The organism is Aquiflexum sp., assembly GCF_977115555.1.
On sequence record NZ_CDSBKL010000061.1, the window covers coordinates 1 to 15,734 of the forward strand.

16 protein-coding genes are annotated in these 15,734 nt (G+C 41.3%); 9 read left to right on the plus strand and 7 right to left on the minus strand.

The window, feature by feature from the left end:
* Both ACZFYI_RS05925 and ACZFYI_RS05930 read left to right on the plus strand, forming a co-directional pair.
* The coding region (locus tag ACZFYI_RS05925; protein ID WP_462523199.1) for a DUF4221 family protein at window positions 1-1,140 on the plus strand (1,140 nt) is incomplete at its 5' end.
* Between the two features lie 91 nt (window positions 1,141-1,231).
* Entirely contained in the window at window positions 1,232-2,041 is an 810-nt protein-coding gene (locus ACZFYI_RS05930; RefSeq protein ID WP_462523200.1) for an ion transporter, read from the plus strand.
* 6 nt (window positions 2,042-2,047) lie between these two features.
* On the opposite strand, the gene ACZFYI_RS05935 is transcribed toward ACZFYI_RS05930, so the two are convergent.
* The 5 genes from ACZFYI_RS05935 to ileS form a co-directional block, all read right to left on the minus strand.
* Window positions 2,048-2,734 carry a potassium channel family protein gene (locus ACZFYI_RS05935; protein ID WP_462523201.1) on the minus strand — a complete coding sequence of 229 codons (687 nt, stop codon included), beginning with the start codon at window positions 2,732-2,734 and terminating at the stop codon, window positions 2,048-2,050.
* Window positions 2,735-2,749: 15 nt separating this feature from the next.
* On the minus strand, window positions 2,750-4,558 hold the full coding sequence (locus ACZFYI_RS05940) for a TrkH family potassium uptake protein (protein WP_462523202.1): 1,809 nt from the start codon (window positions 4,556-4,558) through the stop codon (window positions 2,750-2,752).
* A 166-nt stretch (window positions 4,559-4,724) separates the two neighbouring features.
* Window positions 4,725-5,324, minus strand: coding sequence for a hypothetical protein (locus tag ACZFYI_RS05945; RefSeq protein WP_462523203.1), 600 nt, complete (start codon window positions 5,322-5,324; stop codon window positions 4,725-4,727).
* A gap of 94 nt (window positions 5,325-5,418) precedes the next feature.
* Window positions 5,419-6,066, minus strand: coding sequence for a lipoprotein signal peptidase (locus ACZFYI_RS05950; protein ID WP_462523204.1), 648 nt, complete (start codon window positions 6,064-6,066; stop codon window positions 5,419-5,421).
* A 74-nt stretch (window positions 6,067-6,140) separates the two neighbouring features.
* A complete protein-coding gene (gene ileS / locus ACZFYI_RS05955) occupies window positions 6,141-9,527 on the minus strand; it encodes an isoleucine--tRNA ligase (protein WP_462523214.1) in 3,387 nt (1,128 codons plus the stop codon).
* A 246-nt stretch (window positions 9,528-9,773) separates the two neighbouring features.
* Here ileS and ACZFYI_RS05960 point away from each other — a divergent pair, with 246 nt between their 5' ends.
* From ACZFYI_RS05960 to ACZFYI_RS05970, 3 genes are read left to right on the plus strand one after another with little or no spacing between them, the layout of a single operon-like run.
* Window positions 9,774-10,055, plus strand: a complete 282-nt coding sequence (locus ACZFYI_RS05960) for a type II toxin-antitoxin system RelE/ParE family toxin (protein WP_462523205.1) — start codon at window positions 9,774-9,776, stop codon at window positions 10,053-10,055.
* Between the two features lie 13 nt (window positions 10,056-10,068).
* Entirely contained in the window at window positions 10,069-10,359 is a 291-nt protein-coding gene (locus ACZFYI_RS05965) for a HigA family addiction module antitoxin (protein WP_462523206.1), read from the plus strand.
* On the plus strand, window positions 10,356-10,808 hold the full coding sequence (locus ACZFYI_RS05970; RefSeq protein ID WP_462523207.1) for a DUF1569 domain-containing protein: 453 nt from the start codon (window positions 10,356-10,358) through the stop codon (window positions 10,806-10,808). The genes ACZFYI_RS05965 and ACZFYI_RS05970 overlap by 4 nt, the downstream gene beginning before the upstream one ends.
* A gap of 25 nt (window positions 10,809-10,833) precedes the next feature.
* Here ACZFYI_RS05970 and ACZFYI_RS05975 read toward each other — a convergent pair whose 3' ends face one another.
* A complete protein-coding gene (locus tag ACZFYI_RS05975; protein ID WP_462523208.1) occupies window positions 10,834-12,186 on the minus strand; it encodes a deoxyguanosinetriphosphate triphosphohydrolase in 1,353 nt (450 codons plus the stop codon).
* Window positions 12,187-12,213: 27 nt separating this feature from the next.
* On the opposite strand from ACZFYI_RS05975, the gene ACZFYI_RS05980 reads away from it, so the two are divergent.
* From ACZFYI_RS05980 to ACZFYI_RS05990, 3 genes are read left to right on the plus strand one after another with little or no spacing between them, the layout of a single operon-like run.
* Window positions 12,214-13,011, plus strand: coding sequence for a DUF4382 domain-containing protein (locus tag ACZFYI_RS05980; RefSeq protein WP_462523209.1), 798 nt, complete (start codon window positions 12,214-12,216; stop codon window positions 13,009-13,011).
* 5 nt (window positions 13,012-13,016) lie between these two features.
* Window positions 13,017-14,042, plus strand: coding sequence for a bifunctional diaminohydroxyphosphoribosylaminopyrimidine deaminase/5-amino-6-(5-phosphoribosylamino)uracil reductase RibD (gene ribD, locus ACZFYI_RS05985; protein WP_462523210.1), 1,026 nt, complete (start codon window positions 13,017-13,019; stop codon window positions 14,040-14,042).
* A gap of 56 nt (window positions 14,043-14,098) precedes the next feature.
* Entirely contained in the window at window positions 14,099-14,581 is a 483-nt protein-coding gene (locus tag ACZFYI_RS05990) for a GAF domain-containing protein (RefSeq protein ID WP_462523211.1), read from the plus strand.
* A gap of 72 nt (window positions 14,582-14,653) precedes the next feature.
* Here the strand turns inward: ACZFYI_RS05990 and ACZFYI_RS05995 are convergent, their stop codons facing one another.
* Entirely contained in the window at window positions 14,654-15,226 is a 573-nt protein-coding gene (locus ACZFYI_RS05995) for an LOG family protein (protein WP_462523212.1), read from the minus strand.
* A gap of 273 nt (window positions 15,227-15,499) precedes the next feature.
* Between ACZFYI_RS05995 and ACZFYI_RS06000 the strand changes: the two genes are divergently transcribed.
* A partial coding sequence (locus ACZFYI_RS06000) for a non-canonical purine NTP pyrophosphatase (protein ID WP_462523213.1) occupies window positions 15,500-15,734 on the plus strand: 235 nt, incomplete at its 3' end.

Below are 15,734 nucleotides of genomic sequence, written 5' to 3' on the forward strand. Positions count from 1 at the left end.
ATGAAAAATCTGTTTTATGTATTGTCAGTCTTTATTCTCTTTTCCTGCGGTGGAGAAAGTGAGGAAAAATTAGCGGAAGACTTCAGCAACATCACCTTTTCCTTTGATACTGTTATGGTAGATAGCGGAGATGATTTTATCAATCTCGGCGGAGGTCTGTGGGTTTCGGCCATCAGCAAGGACCACAAATACTTATACAATTGGAATCAGGAAGCCTCCGAACTTGATAAAGTCAATCTTGATCAGTTGGTACTTGAGGAAAAAATCAAATTCGAAAAAGAAGGTCCCAATGGTGTTGGAAATTACATTTCATGGATTTCCCTTATGGGAAATAATGAGATCGTCTTTGCTAACTTTAAGGATATGGGATTGCTCAATTTTCAGGGAGAGAAACTGAAAACATTCAAACTCAATGGAGAGAAGTTTGAGGGAGATACGCTTCAGGAATATGAAAGCTTTACCCGTCAGGCTATCATTTCCGATAATGGAAATACCATCTATGGGATTTTAGGAAACTGGACAGGAAAAAACTTCTATTTGGCTAAAGTTGATTACCTAAACAAAACCCTGAAGAAACATAAACTTCCAGGATTTGAAAAATTAGCGGACTATTCTGTCACACTCAAATCAGACCAAATGGTGATGATTTCTGCTCCTGACCAAGGAATCACCGAGGTAGAAGGCAAGCTTATCATTTCCAATTCGGCTTTCAATACAATCACCGTTTATGACATGGCTAAGGATTCCCTGTATCAGGTGAATTATGAAACCAAACTTACCAAAAGCGGAAAAACCGGAAAATATGTCACAGAGGTAGAATCAGAGAAGGATTTCAACAATGCGATGAATGAAATCAATCAGGAGATCAATTTCAGGAATCCGATATGGGACAGTAAAAACCAACGTTTTTACCGGTTTTCATACGAAAGTCTTCCTAAGGAAAACCTTCAGGATGAAGAGGAAAAACAAAAGAGTAAGGTTTTCCTCACAATTCTGGACAAGGACTTCAAAGTCTTGGGAGAGACCTTTGTCAAGGAGTTGACAAAATATCCATCATTGCATTTTGTCAAAGACGGCAAAATCTGGATGTATGAAAATGTGGATGATGAGTTGGGTTTTGTAAGAATGGGAATAAATTGATAACCAAGTCTCCAAGGGTTTTGAACTCTTGAAGGGGTTTATTTTTTGGAATTCTAATGCCATCAGCCTAAATTCGGATAAACCAAATCCTATGGCAATTTTCCCTACCAAAGCCCGCTTGGCGCATATCGTATTCGAACACAATGACCGGGCTTCGCGAAATTTTGACCTGATTATTTTATTCCTGATTTTGGGAAGCGTGACAGTGGTCATCTTGGATTCGGAGCCATCCATCAGCAGGAAATACCACGATTTGCTCATTATCCTGGAATGGGTATTTACCGCACTGTTCACTATGGAATATCTCCTGAGACTTTGGCTGAGCAATAGAAAATGGGGGTACATCACCAGTTTTTATGGGATAGTCGATTTGCTCGCCATCATCCCGAGTTACTTGAGTCTGTTCTTGTTGAATACACAGTTTTTGGTGGTGATCCGGGGATTGCGCCTTTTGCGTGTTGTCCGTATTTTGAAACTTGGCCGCTATGTCAAGGAAGCTGAATCATTGAAAAGTGCCATGAGGAGCAGCAGGACTAAAATCCAGCTTTTTGTAGGTTCTGTTTTGACCATTGTGTTGATCGCCGGGACATTGATGTATATTGTAGAGGGTCCATCGAGTGGGTTTACCAGTATTCCAATGGCCATGTATTGGGCGATTGTGACCTTGACTACGGTTGGTTATGGAGATATTACCCCAGTGACTGCATTGGGGAAGTTTATATCCGCGGTCATCATGTTGCTAGGTTATGCTATTATCGCAGTACCCACGGGGATAGTGACTTCTGAGCTCACCCAAGTCAAAAGGGACCAAGAAGATGGGAAGAAGAAAAACTGTAAAACCTGCCTCCATCCCAATGAAGCTGATGCCAATTATTGTAAAGTCTGTGGGGAGATGTTCTAGGGAGTTTTAATCCATTTTTAGGACGGTTCTTAGGTCCTTGATATGTCCAAAGAGTAAAAGAATGTCACCTTCTTCGATTTTTGTATTTCCGGTAACCACCCCCAAGACTTTTTTCACCATCGTTTTGTTTCCAAACATGTTTGCTTTTTCCTCCATTTTGATGATGGTGAGGATATTGATTTTGTAATTTTGCCTGATCTCTGTTTCAGCGACAGTCAATCCCACATACCTTACAGGGGTTTTCACTTCAATGATGTTATAATCAGCAGAAATATCCAGAGAGTCCAGCACATTTTTCATTTCCAGTTTTTTTGCCATTCTCTCTGCAGAATCTTCCTCAGGATGGATGATCTCATCCACACCGATGGCATGGATGACCGTTTCATGCACTTTATTGATAGACCTGCTGATCAGCCTTTTGACATTCAATTGTTTAAACAAAGCTGTCACCATGATAGATGCACCAAAGTCCTCTCCGATAGCGACAATGACCACATCCACATCTTTGTAGGGGAGTGTTTTGAGGGCTTGTGCATCCGTGGCATCCATCATGATGACATGGGTAATCTTGTCTTTTAGCAGTTCAATTTTTGATTCTCTTGTATCAATCCCTATGACTTCATGACCTAAATTGGTCAATCGGGTTGCTAAATGACCCCCAAAATTTCCTAAACCAACGATGATATATTTCATAATACAGGATTTAAATCAACTTATAAAAACACTTTCTTCTGGATATTTATAATTCTGGCTTCGGGCTTTTTTCACAATAGCTACCAATAAAGTCAATGTGCCAACTCTTCCCAAAAACATAATCAAAGCCACCACAATCTTACTGCCTGTGGATAGGCTTGCGGTAATGCCCAAGCTAAGTCCTACTGTCGAAAAAGCGGAAAATATTTCAAATGCAACATCAAGGATAGCCATCTCAGGATTGAAAATCATCACCAAAAAAACCCCCAATCCAATCACTAGAAATGAAAGCTGAATCACTGCAAAAGCCTTTTTAATGGTTTCTTGGACGATTTCCCTACTGAATACCTCCACTCTTTCCTTTCCTTTGGCCACACTCAGGGTATTTAGAACAGCCACAGCAAATGTACTGGTCTTGAGCCCGCCTCCTGTAGATCCTGGCGAAGCACCGATCCACATCAATATCAGGTAAATCAAAACAGTGGGAACAGCCATGGCAGTCATGTCTACCGTGTTGAAACCTGCAGTCCTTGGAGTCACCGAACCAAAAAAGGCTGTAACAAATTTCCCATATCCTGTAAGTCCTTTGAGGGTATTTTCAGATTCGAAATAGTAAAAAGAAATAAACCCAATGACCAACAAAATGAAGGTGGTTAGTACAATCAATCTGATATTGATATTGACTACTCTTGGAACATGTATATACTCAGTTCTTTTGAAAATCATTTTCCATGTTCCTATGAATACATGCCTGAGGTAATTGAAATAGCCCACCACTACAGGAAAGCCGATTCCTCCGATGATTATACTCAAGGCAATGACCAAGTGGACATTGTATTCAAGCCTGAATCCCGATTCGTACAATCCATTCTGAAGGGTAGAAAATCCTGCATTGCAGAATCCGGAAATTGAGTGGAAAATGGAAAAAAACAACCTGTCTCCGACTCCTTCAAACAGACCTTTGTCTATCAAAGAATATATCAGAAAGGCCGCCAATCCTTCTATCACAAGGGTAAAAACAATGATTTTGACCAAAGTAGAATTGATTCGGCCAATATTATCTTCGTTGATATAATCTTTTAGAAAAAGCTGGTTTTGGAGCGAATAACTTCCTTTGAAGAAGAATCCAAAAAAGCTTGTAAAAGTCATTATTCCCAATCCCCCAACCTGAAAGAGAATCATGATGATGAACTGACCCATAAAGGTAAAATCCTTCGAAGTATCCAATACGATCAAACCTGTCACACAGACTGCCGAAGTAGAGGTAAAAAAAGCATCTACCAAGGTAATTCCACCGGTAGTCGCATTGGGAAGCATCAACATCCCCGTTCCAATGAGGATTACAAAGATAAAACTAAGAATGAAAACCACAGCAGGATGTACTTTGAGCTTATTGATGGCCAAACTCAGTCTGCTCAATTCGATCAGAAAAAGAACGAAAATTATTAGGTTGACTAAAAATGACTTGATCTGTAAGTTGGCAATCCTAATGTCTTTACCTATCTGAAAGTCGATAAGGTTAAATACCGCTGTCGCTAGTAAAAATAGGATGATAAAGATTTCAATAATGAATCTTGGCCTCCTGTATTTTTCTGATTTTGAAAATAGCCTGATGGTATATCCAATGGATAGGGCGATCAGCAAGATATTATATAAAACTGCTAAATGATTGTTTTGGACTACTTTGTTATAACCTATATCATAAACCAAAACTCCAAAAGCCAAAAAACTTAGAACCTTCAAAATCCGATCATTCCAATCAAAAACTTTTTGGGTGAGATTGATTTTTTGGTCAGGATTCTGAAAAAAGGGCAGGTCAGCCATAGCTTTATTTATTACCTAAATTTAGATAATAAATAGCGAAGAGAGGTTAAAAAGATCAGTTAAATCAAAGTTCAAAATAAGTGGTATACTATCAACGCCTACCTAAAAATGGATTGATTTAAACTGCTTTGGAATTAAGCGAAGTTTCATTGATTTTTTCATCTGATTAGTCCAAGGCAACAAAAGTCATCCTGTAATCTCCGGCCTTTCCGTAAATGTAAAGTTTGTTCTTTTCGATCTGATATACTTTTGCTTCCTGAAGGTAAGTTTTATAATCATAATCAAATTCTGCAATTGGCATTGTATTTCCGGCAGGATTTGGAAGAATTTCAATTCCATTTTCAGGAAAATGAAAAGAAATGTTTCCTTGATTTTCAATATAACAACCGGTAAATTTTGTTCCGAAACTGATGGCTTCAAATGCGAAATCAGATTGACAGCCCTCAAATTTCGATTTTGTTTCAGTGAATGTTAAGGTGACTTTATAAAGATTATCCCAATCCTCCCCATTCAATGCAAAGTCAGCTACTCTTGCCATACAGGTAAGGTTGTCCAATTGCCCATTTTTAATGTTTTGAAATCCCGCAAATTCCCAAGTCCTCAAAAAGGTGAACTCCCCTTCTTTATCCGAAAGGTCAAAATCACAAATTCCCCGCTGTTTTTCAACAGGAGGTGTCTCTACCACTTCTTCGGTAATTGATGGATTGTTGTCCCTGATGCAGGAAAAAATAATGAATGCAAGAAAAACAATTGATAACCGTCCCATAATTGAAAAGATAAACGTAAATGTACGTCAATTTAGTATTTTTTTGGGCGGCTTAAAAAAAATCCCTTCGGAATTTTAATCCGAAGGGATTGGTTTAGGTATTTTCTTCTCCTTCTATAAACTGTTTTTGGATTTCATCGACCTCTTCTTCCTTCTTTTGGACCAGTTCTTCTTTGAAAAACCTCCCTTGGAAGATCAGAATGATGGTGACTCCCACAAATATCGAGGCATCGGCGATATTGAAAATCGGCCACAAGGCTGTATAACTGCCGCCCCAAAGTGGTACCCATTCGGGTATATACCCTTCCCAAATGTCAATGTAAAACATGTCAATCACCTGACCGTGTAGCCATGGTGTGGGGGCATTATAAGGGGCATTGTTAAGCCATACACCATAAAACACACTGTCTACCAGATTCCCGATTGCTCCTCCCAAAATCATGGAGATACAGACAATATAAGCAGGGTGCAAATTCTTTTTTATGATATAAAACAAGTAGTATCCAATACCAAACATGGCTATCAACCTGAAGGAAGTCAGTAGCAACTTTCCGTATTCTGACCCTAACTCCATCCCGAAAGCCATCCCCGGGTTGGTGGTGTAATGCAGTTTAAACCAATCGCCAAATACTTTAATCTGACCCGGTGTGCCAAAATCCATCTCATAATGGACGAGCATTTTGACCGACTGATCTATAATTATCACCAACAAGGCGATTCCAAAATATTTCAAATACTTCATCGATAGCATTATAAAGCCACAGATTTAAGGATTTTTTGTAGAAACTCCCCTATCTGTGGCGTGTTAATTTCCTTTTACACTTTCTCAACCTTGACTGTCAATTCAAAATCATCCATATCAAGAACGGTTCCTTCAGTCACCGAACCGTTCACATCCAACGACAGCGCCTGTGTTTCGGTTTGGATATAGGAAGCAAAATTTTCCAAAGCACTGTTGACTAGGTCGTCATGTTTGGACACTTTGATGGTTATTTTGTCCTGCACTTCCAGACCCATGTCCTTGCGGAGATTTTGGATTCTGTTGACCAGGTCACGCGCTATTCCCTCTTGCTTCAACTCCTCCGTCAAAGTAACATCCAATGCCACAGTCACCCCGTAATCTGAGGCGACAGACCATCCCGGGATATCCTGCGAGGAGATCAATACATCTTCCAAGGTCAAAGTAACCGTTTCCCCATCCAAGGTGATGTCAAATGAACCGTTTTTTTCAATGGCTGAAATTTCTTCTTTTCCCCATGCATTGATCGCTGCGGATACCTGCTTCAGTTTCGGTCCAAACCGCTTCCCCAAAAGGGCAAAGTTTGGCTTGACGGATTTTACCAAAATACCGGAAGTATCATCTATGTATTCTATGTGCTTGATATTGACCTCGGATTTGATCAGGTCATCGACATGCTGGATCTGCTCTTTTATTTTTTCGCTCAAGACCGGGATGAGGACTTTCTGCAAAGGCTGACGTACTTTGAGTTTTTCCTTTTTCCTTAATGAATGGACCAAAGAAGAAATATCCTGCGCCAACTGCATGCTTGCTTCCAGGTCTTCTTTGATCAATTTCGGATCGGCAGAATTCCAATCACCCAAGTGTACAGATTCTGGCAAATCCTGTCCCGCTTCCCTGCTGCTTTCTGTGAGGTTTTGGTACAACCAATCTGCATAAAAAGGAGCAAAGGAAGACATCAATTGGCTTAGAGTTGACAGACATTCATACAATGTCTCATAAGCTGCCTGCTTGTCTTTGTTGATTTCTCCTCTCCAGAATCTTTTCCTAGCCAATCTTACATACCAGTTTGAAAGCTGATCGACGGTGAAGTTCATGATCGCACGGGTTGCCTTGGTGGCATCGTAATTGTCCATGGCAGCCTCTGTTTCGGAGATCAGGGATTGTAATTTGGAGATGATCCATTGGTCAAGTTCCGCTCTTTCGAGTACAGGTACTTTTTTGGCAGGATCATAGACAAAATGGTCTAAGTTGGCATACAGCGCAAAGAAATTGTAGGTGTTTTGGAGTGTTCCAAAAAACCTTCTCTGTACTTCTGCTACGCCCTCAAGGTTGAACTTGAGGTTGTCCCATGGATTGGCATTGCTCAGCATGTACCACCTGAGCGCATCCGGTCCATATTCATTCAGGGTTTTGAAAGGATCCACGGCATTGCCCAATCGCTTGGACATTTTGTTGCCGTTTTTGTCCAAGACCAAACCATTGGCAATGACATTTTTGAAAGCCACGGAATCGAAAAGCATCCCGGCAATGGCATGCAAAGTAAAGAACCAACCCCTTGTCTGATCCACGCCTTCGGCAATGTAATCTGCAGGATAATTGGCTTTGAAGATATCCTCATTTTCAAAAGGATAATGCCACTGTGCATAAGGCATTGCCCCGGAATCAAACCAAACATCTATCAAATCCGGTTCACGGAACATTTTTTCACCTTTCGCAGACACCAACACCACATCATCCACATAAGGACGGTGGAGGTCAATTTCTTTTCCTTCAAAAGGAGAAGCTGCCATATATCCTTTAGAAATAGACTTTGCCATTTCTTCATTCAGTTCGGCGATCGAACCGATACACTTCTCTTCGGTTCCATCTGCTGTTCTCCAGATCGGAAGCGGCGTACCCCAAAATCTGGAGCGGCTTAGGTTCCAATCCACCAGATTTTCCAGCCAGTTACCAAATCGGCCTGTACCGGTCGCTTCAGGTTTCCAATTGATGGTTTTGTTCAGTTCTACCAACCTGTCCTTGTAAGCTGTGGTTTTTATAAACCAGCTTTCCAATGGATAATACAAGATCGGCTTGTCCGTCCTCCAGCAATGTGGGTAGGTGTGTTCATATTTTTCTACTTTGAAAGCCTTGTTTTCATTCTTCAAAATGATGGAGATGATCACATCGGTGTTTTTATACTCCTTGTTGCTCTCATCGTCTTCGAGGTAATTTTTGACATAAAAATCATTTGCTCCCAATTCCTTGTGGGCGCTGATGCCATGTTCTTTCATTTTGGAGGCAAGGTATTCACCTACTACAGGAAGGAATTTTCCTTGCCTGTCCACGACAGGAATTTCATTTCCCAAGTCGTCTTTGACAAAAACTCCCGGTACATTTTGCTGTACCAAAGTCCTGAAATCGTCCGCACCGAATGCTTTTGCCAAATGCACGATTCCTGTTCCGTCCTCTGTCGTCACATAATCCCCTGCCACGACTGTAAAAGCCGGTTGAGGCAATGCCAGTTCTGCGATCGGGAATAGCTGCTCATATTCCCATCCCAAAAGGTCTTTGCCCTTGTATTCCTGCAGAATTTCATAGGGGATCAACTTGTCGCCGGCTTTGAAATCTGCCATAGCGATTTCCTGTGCCTTTGGATTGAAGTATGCTCCCATTCTGGCTTTTGCCAAAATAACATTTACAGCTTCAAAGGTGTAAGGATTGAAAGTCCTGACTTTGACATAGTCGAGTTTTTCGCCGATGGCCAAAGCCGAGTTGGAAGGCAAGGTCCAAGGCGTGGTCGTCCAGGCAAGGATGTAGGTATTGTCCTGTCCTTTGACTTTGAACTGTGCCGTGATGGAAGTGTCTTTGACGTCCTTGTACGTACCGGGCTGATTGAGTTCGTGCGAACTCAGACCTGTACCTGCCGCAGGAGAAAATGGCTGAATCGTATATCCTTTATAAAGCAAGCCTTTGTCATACAACTTCCTCAAAAGGCTCCAAAGACTTTCAATGTATTTTGGTTCAAAGGTGATGTAAGGATCATCCAAATCCACCCAATAGCCGATTTTCTCGGTAAGGTCATCCCATTCGTGTTTGAAACGCATGACCGTCTCACGACATTTTTGGTTGTATTCTTCGACGGAGATTTTTTTTCCGATATCCTCTTTGGTGATGCCGAGTTCTTTTTCAACCTGCAATTCCACAGGAAGTCCGTGTGTATCCCAACCGCCTTTTCTTTTTACCTGAAATCCTTTCAGGGTTTTGTACCGGCAGAAAATATCTTTCAGGGTCCTTGCCATCACATGGTGGATTCCCGGCGTACCGTTGGCGGAAGGAGGTCCTTCAAAAAAAGTGAAGGTTTCGAAACCCTCTCTGTTGTCCACAGATTTTTTAAAAATGTCATTCTCTTTCCAGAATTGGAGGATATCTACTCCTATCTTGGGATAATCAACTTGTCTGAACTCCTGGTATTTTTTCACGGTATTCCTTGGGGTTTTATTTTTTTCCATCCAGAACTCCATATTTAGTCTTTGTGCCTGGGCGGAAATGTCTATATCAAAAGGGCTGATTAACTAACCCTTTCAAAAGCAGGCACAAAGTTAAGAGATTTTGGGGTTAAGAAGGAATACTTTGAGAAAATGATCATCAGGACAAATTTTATTAAATGAAGGTTTGTGAAAATTAAACCAATTACTTATGTTTGACGTAAGTAAACTTATTTTTGAATGATCAACTCATTTGGCAGCAGGGAAACAGAAAAAATTTGGCAGGGAGAAGTTTCCAAAAAGCTTCCATTTGAAATCCAAAATACGGCAAGGCGAAAGTTAAGAATGATCAATAACGCTTCGAATATCAATGATTTGAGAATTCCGCCGGCAGATCATTTGGAAAAATTGAGCGGCAACCTTGTTGGATTTTATAGCATCAGAATAAATGATCAATGGAGAATTATCTTTCAATGGCATAGTAGCCACGCCAATGAAGTGGACATCGTAGATTACCATTAAGCAAAATTTGAGTATGGAAAAATTGAATAATATACATCCGGGAGAAGTTTTGAAAGTGGAATTTCTCGAGCCAATGGGACTGACAGCTTACAAGCTGGCCAAGGCGATATTCATTCCCCAAAATAGATTGAGTGAAATCATACATGGTAAAAGGAGTATTTCAGTAGATACAGCCATAAGGTTTTCCAAGTTTTTTGGAACAAGTCCTAAATTTTGGCTTGGTCTTCAGATGGATTATGATTTGGAGGAAAAGAAACTGGAGGAATCCCCGGATATTCAGGAAATTAAAGCATATCAAGAATGAGCAAAACGATCCTTTCCTCCCAAGCAGTCAATGAACTTCTTGTCAGAACAGAAAAATTGAATCCCGATATCAAAGCCAATTGGGGTCTGATGACCGCTACCGAGATGCTTGTCCACTGTAATTTGGCCCATCAGGGAATTCTCAAAGCTCCCAAATCTGACAAAAGTGCGACATTCAGACAACTGATGTTCAAGTTTGTTTTCTTCAATATCAGAAATGAATTCCCAAAGCTGGCCAAAGGTCCAAAGAGATTTCAAACTGCAGGAAATGCTCCGGACGCTTCCTTTAAAGAGGAAAAGTCAAAATTTATTCACATCCTGAGTAAATACCCTAAAATAGATTATGCTTTGGAAGCTTCACATCCGGTTTTTGGGCCCTTGACACATCGGCAATGGGGAATATTTGTATGGAGGCATGTTGACCACCACCTCAGGCAATTCGGAGTTTAGAAGAATAGAATTTGACTACCTGGAATCAGGTTCCGGGAAGTGAGATGCCTTTTACCCTTCTGTACAAGGAAAGGGCATACCGGTCAGTCATTCCTGAAATAAAATCTACCAAAGACCTCAATAAGGGGTAGGGATTTACTTTTATTTCCCATCCTTCCAACGGGAAATCTTCCGGCAACAACCTTAGGATGCTTTTGTCTTTGCCTGAATAAAGCTCGGTCTGGTAAAATTTATGGTTGAGGGCTTTGGAAAATACTTCCAACAATCCCTCCAAAACCTGAAATCCTGCAGCTTCTTTTTCCAAAACGGGTTTTGATCTGTAGATTTTTTTGACAGAAAGGTGGGAGATTTTTTCCAAGGCCTTTGAAGAAGGAATTACATCTGTAATTGCTTGATCAAAGTCACCGCTTAGGATGGCTTCTTCATTAGCACAAAATGCTTCGACTGCTTCGGAAATAAGACTATTGATTGTCATTGCACGGAGAATCGCCAATTTTTGAGATTCGGTTTTGTATTTCTCCAATTTTTCAGGTTTGAATTTATCCCCCAAAATCTCAGCTAGGAGGGAAATGGTTTGTTCAATAGTCACCAAACCCATCGTACAGCCGTCTTCCAGGTCAATGATGCTGTAGCAGATGTCATCGGCGGCTTCCACCAAAAACGCCAAAGGATGCCTCAACCAACATTCAGCATTTATTTTGGCCAATCCCAATTCAGAAGCCAGCTGTTTGTAATCATTTTCCTGGTCAGTGAAGAAACCGAATTTCTTCTGGCTTCGACGGTTATGGTCTCTTTTGAAAATATGGGAAGGTCTTGGATATTTTGTAAATGCTGCCAAAGTCGCATATGAAAGTTTCAATCCGTTGTCTTTGGATACCAGCATCCTGAATCCTTGAGCATTTCCCTCAAAATTGGTCAGGTCAGTCCATTCATGAGGTTTGACATGGGTTTGCCAGATGAATCCATAAGGATGGTGTTTGAAAAAATCAGAGATGGCTTCCTCACCCGCATGTCCAAAAGGAGGATTTCCGATATCATGTGCCAAAGCAGCAGCGGCCACGATGGCGCCAAAATCAGAGGAATGGATGCCTTTTTCGGCAAGGTTTGGGTATTTTCTGACCAAGTATTCTCCGGCTGACTTTCCCAATGACCTGCCTACACTCGATACCTCAAGGCTATGTGTCAACCTTGTATGCACAAAATCGTTTTCCGGTAAGGGAAAAACCTGGGTTTTATCTTGAAGGTTTCGAAAGGGAGCTGAAAAAATGATCCTGTCATAATCAATCTCAAATTCACTCCTGAAAGATTCTGGACCGGCATTTTCTTTTTTCGAAGAATCAAACCTATCCGAACTCAATAACTTTTCCCATTGCATCATGTCCAAAAATACTAATTTTACCCTGTGATGAAATATATACTCAGTCTAATTCTTATTTCGGCATGCTTAAGTTCCTGTACCACAGAAGGAGAAAGAAGCACTGCTTTGGTCAATGTCTTTGTGATCGATGCTCCAGGAGATTTTGACGAAGTCTGGGTGGAGATATTGGGAGTGGAGGTAAAGACGACAGGAACGAGAGGTCAGGACAATGCCAACCCGGTTTTTTTGGAAAATATCCAAAACAACCAACAAGTCAACCTTTCCAGTTTAATCTTGGACAGGCAGTTTTTGGTGGGAAGGGGTGAGTTTTTGGTCGGAGCTGTTACTGAACTGACTTTGAGATTGGGGAAAGACAATTATGTCGTCATTGATGGAGAAAGGTTTCCTTTGGTATTTGAAAACTCCGAAGCGCAAACTCCTTCTTTGACAGTGAACTACACTTTGGATCCTGGCATATCCTATGATTTATTCATAGATTTTGAGGTATTCAGGTCCATCACGTCCCAGGGCGGTGCGGAAAATGGATTTGTCCTAAAGCCAAAACTTCGGTCCTTTAGCAGAGCTGACACAGGTGAAATATCGGGAACAATCCTTCCTACTAGGGAAAATGCCGTCGTCTATGCCATCCAAGGAAAGGACACTGTTTCCTCTACAGCGATAGACCTTTCTACCGGCAAATTCAAATTACGAGGGATTTTAGGTAACCATACTGTTTCCATCATTCCGTTCAACACAAGATATCAAACAGAGACTATTCCCAATGTTACTGTTGAAATGAGGATGAACACCCAATTGAATACCATCACCCTCCGGCCCAAACCTTAAATCCGATGAATCAGGATGAATTGTATATGAGGAGAGCCATAGAATTGGCGGAATTGGGAAGCGGCTATGTCAGCCCCAATCCTATGGTCGGCTGTGTCATTGTTCACCAAAACAAAATCATTGGCGAAGGATACCATCAGGTTTATGGAGGACCACATGCCGAACCTAATGCCATCCAAGCTGTCGAAGATCCTTCTTTATTATCAGAATCCACTGTTTACGTATCCCTTGAGCCCTGTGCCCATTGGGGAAAAACGCCTCCTTGCGCCAATCTTTTGGTAGACAAAAAAGTAAAGAAAGTGGTCATCGGGGCAGTTGACAGCAATCCTTTGGTAGGTGGAAAGGGAATTCAGATTTTAAAGGATGCAGGAATTGAGGTCATTTCTGGGATTTTGGAGAAAGAAGTAAGAGAACAGAACAAGCGGTTTTTTACTTTCATGGAAAAGGAAAGACCCTATGTCATCCTCAAATGGGCACAGACCTGGGATGGTTTTGTAGCAAGGGAGAACTTCGATTCCAAATGGATCAGTAATTCATACAGCCGACAGATAGTCCATAAGTGGAGGTCGGAAGAAGATGCAATCCTAGTCGGGACATCCACTGCCAAATATGACAACCCGAAGTTGAATGTCAGAGATTGGGAAGGAAGAAACCCTGTCCGAATCGTTTTGGACAGGAATTTGTCTTTGGATGAAGGTTTATATTTGTTTGACCGCTCCCAGCATACCCTTTGTTACAATCAGGTTAGATCCGAAAAATCCGAAAACCTAGAATGGGTAAAATTGACAGATGGATTTGGAGTTGAGGAAATTTTGGAAGACCTGTACCAAAGGAAAATCCAAAGCCTGATCGTGGAAGGCGGGGCAAAGGTTCTGAAAAGTTTCATTGAAAAGGAACTTTGGGACGAAGCACGGGTTTTTACAGGACAGATCCAGTTTGGGAAAGGCATTCCTGCCCCATTGATCAAAGGTAAGGTGCTTGCTGAATCTGAAATCATGGGGGATAGGTTGGTGGTTAGGATTAAAGATTAACCCTTTGCTTTCAACAATTCTTTTGTCTTTTAGCTATTAAAAAACCTTATAAAATTATGTCAGAATCACTATACCTACCCGAAGCTGCTACCAAAGCCGAAAAGTACGAGGCAATCCTTCCGCAGATCGAGGCTTTGATTTCCTCTGAAACAGATAGTTATGCAAATCTTGCCAATGTCGCAGCCGTCTTGAGAGAAGCTTTTGGATTTTTTTGGGTGGGATTCTATATCGTCAAGGAGGAGCAATTGGTCTTGGGACCGTTTCAGGGTCCTTTGGCCTGTACCCGGATTGCCTTTGGCAAGGGAGTTTGTGGGTCAGCCTGGAAAGAGGGCAAAACCCAATTGGTACCTGACGTAGATGCGTTTCCCGGACATATTGCCTGTAGTTCTGCTTCCAAGTCTGAGATCGTGGTTCCGGGATTTAAGGAAGGGAAAGTTTGGATTGTCTTGGATGTTGACAGCGACCTATTGGATGATTTTGACCAAAATGATGCTATTTACCTCGAAAAGTTGATGGCTTTGGTGGATAAATACTGTTGAGGTATTTTCGGAGACTGAAAACTGTAAACTGAATACTATTTTTAGGAATTTCCATAAAACAAGAGTTAGCCCCTACTTCACCTCCCACTTTTCGATATACTTTGGTTGGAATGAAGTCATTTTATCCAATAATTCCACCGGATCGCTGCTGACTATCAACAAATCCAATTGTGCCTGATGGAGGAATCCTTCTTTTGCTGAATGATTTAGAAAAGTGATCAACCCATCGTAATACCCATTGACATTGTAAAGTGCCAAAGGCTTGCTGATGTATGCCAATTGGTTCAGGGTCATGATCTCAAACAGCTCCTCAAAAGTCCCAATGCCTCCGGGCATAGCGATAAAACCGTCCCCTTTTTCGGCCATCAGCCACTTTCTGTCTCGCATGGTCTCGACAACTGTCAGTTCGGTCAATCCTCTGTGCGCCACTTCAATGTCTACCAGTTTTTGGGGAATGATGCCAAAAACTTCCATCCCTGCTTCCAGCATGGCATCTGCGATGACTCCCATCAGCCCTACATTACCCGCGCCATATACCAAAGCCATGCTTCTTTTTACCATTTCCGAAGCCAAAGCTTTTGCCCCCTTTTCATAAACAGGATTTTTACCTTTGTTGGAACCGCAATAGATGGTTATTTTTTTCATGATTTCTATTTTTTTTAAAAGTATAAGTTATTAAGCGAAGGTCTGCGAAATCAGAAGGAGATTTTTTATTCTATGATTAAAAAAAGTCCCGCAGACAACTCAGATGTGTGCAGAACTTATTCTCCACAAGCCTTAAATCGTAACAGTTCAATTTTTTTCTGCGAAAATCTTCGAAATCAGCGGGAGAATAAAGTTCAATTCTATTTTATCCAAAACTTCCACCTTCTGACTTCCAACCCAAAAACCTAAAAATATTCTCTTTAATTTTGGTCTATGAAAATTTGCTTTGCCACCAATAACAAAAAGAAAATAGAGGAGGTCAAATCTGCCCTAGGAGTGGAATTTACCATTGTCTCCTTGGAAGAAATCGGCTGTCTGGAAGAGCTACCCGAAACAGGAAATACCTTGGATCACAATGCCTTCCAAAAAGCAAGGTATGTCAAGGATCATTATGGAGTGGATTGCTTTGCAGATGATACGGGATTGGAAGTGGAGGCCTTGGATGGCG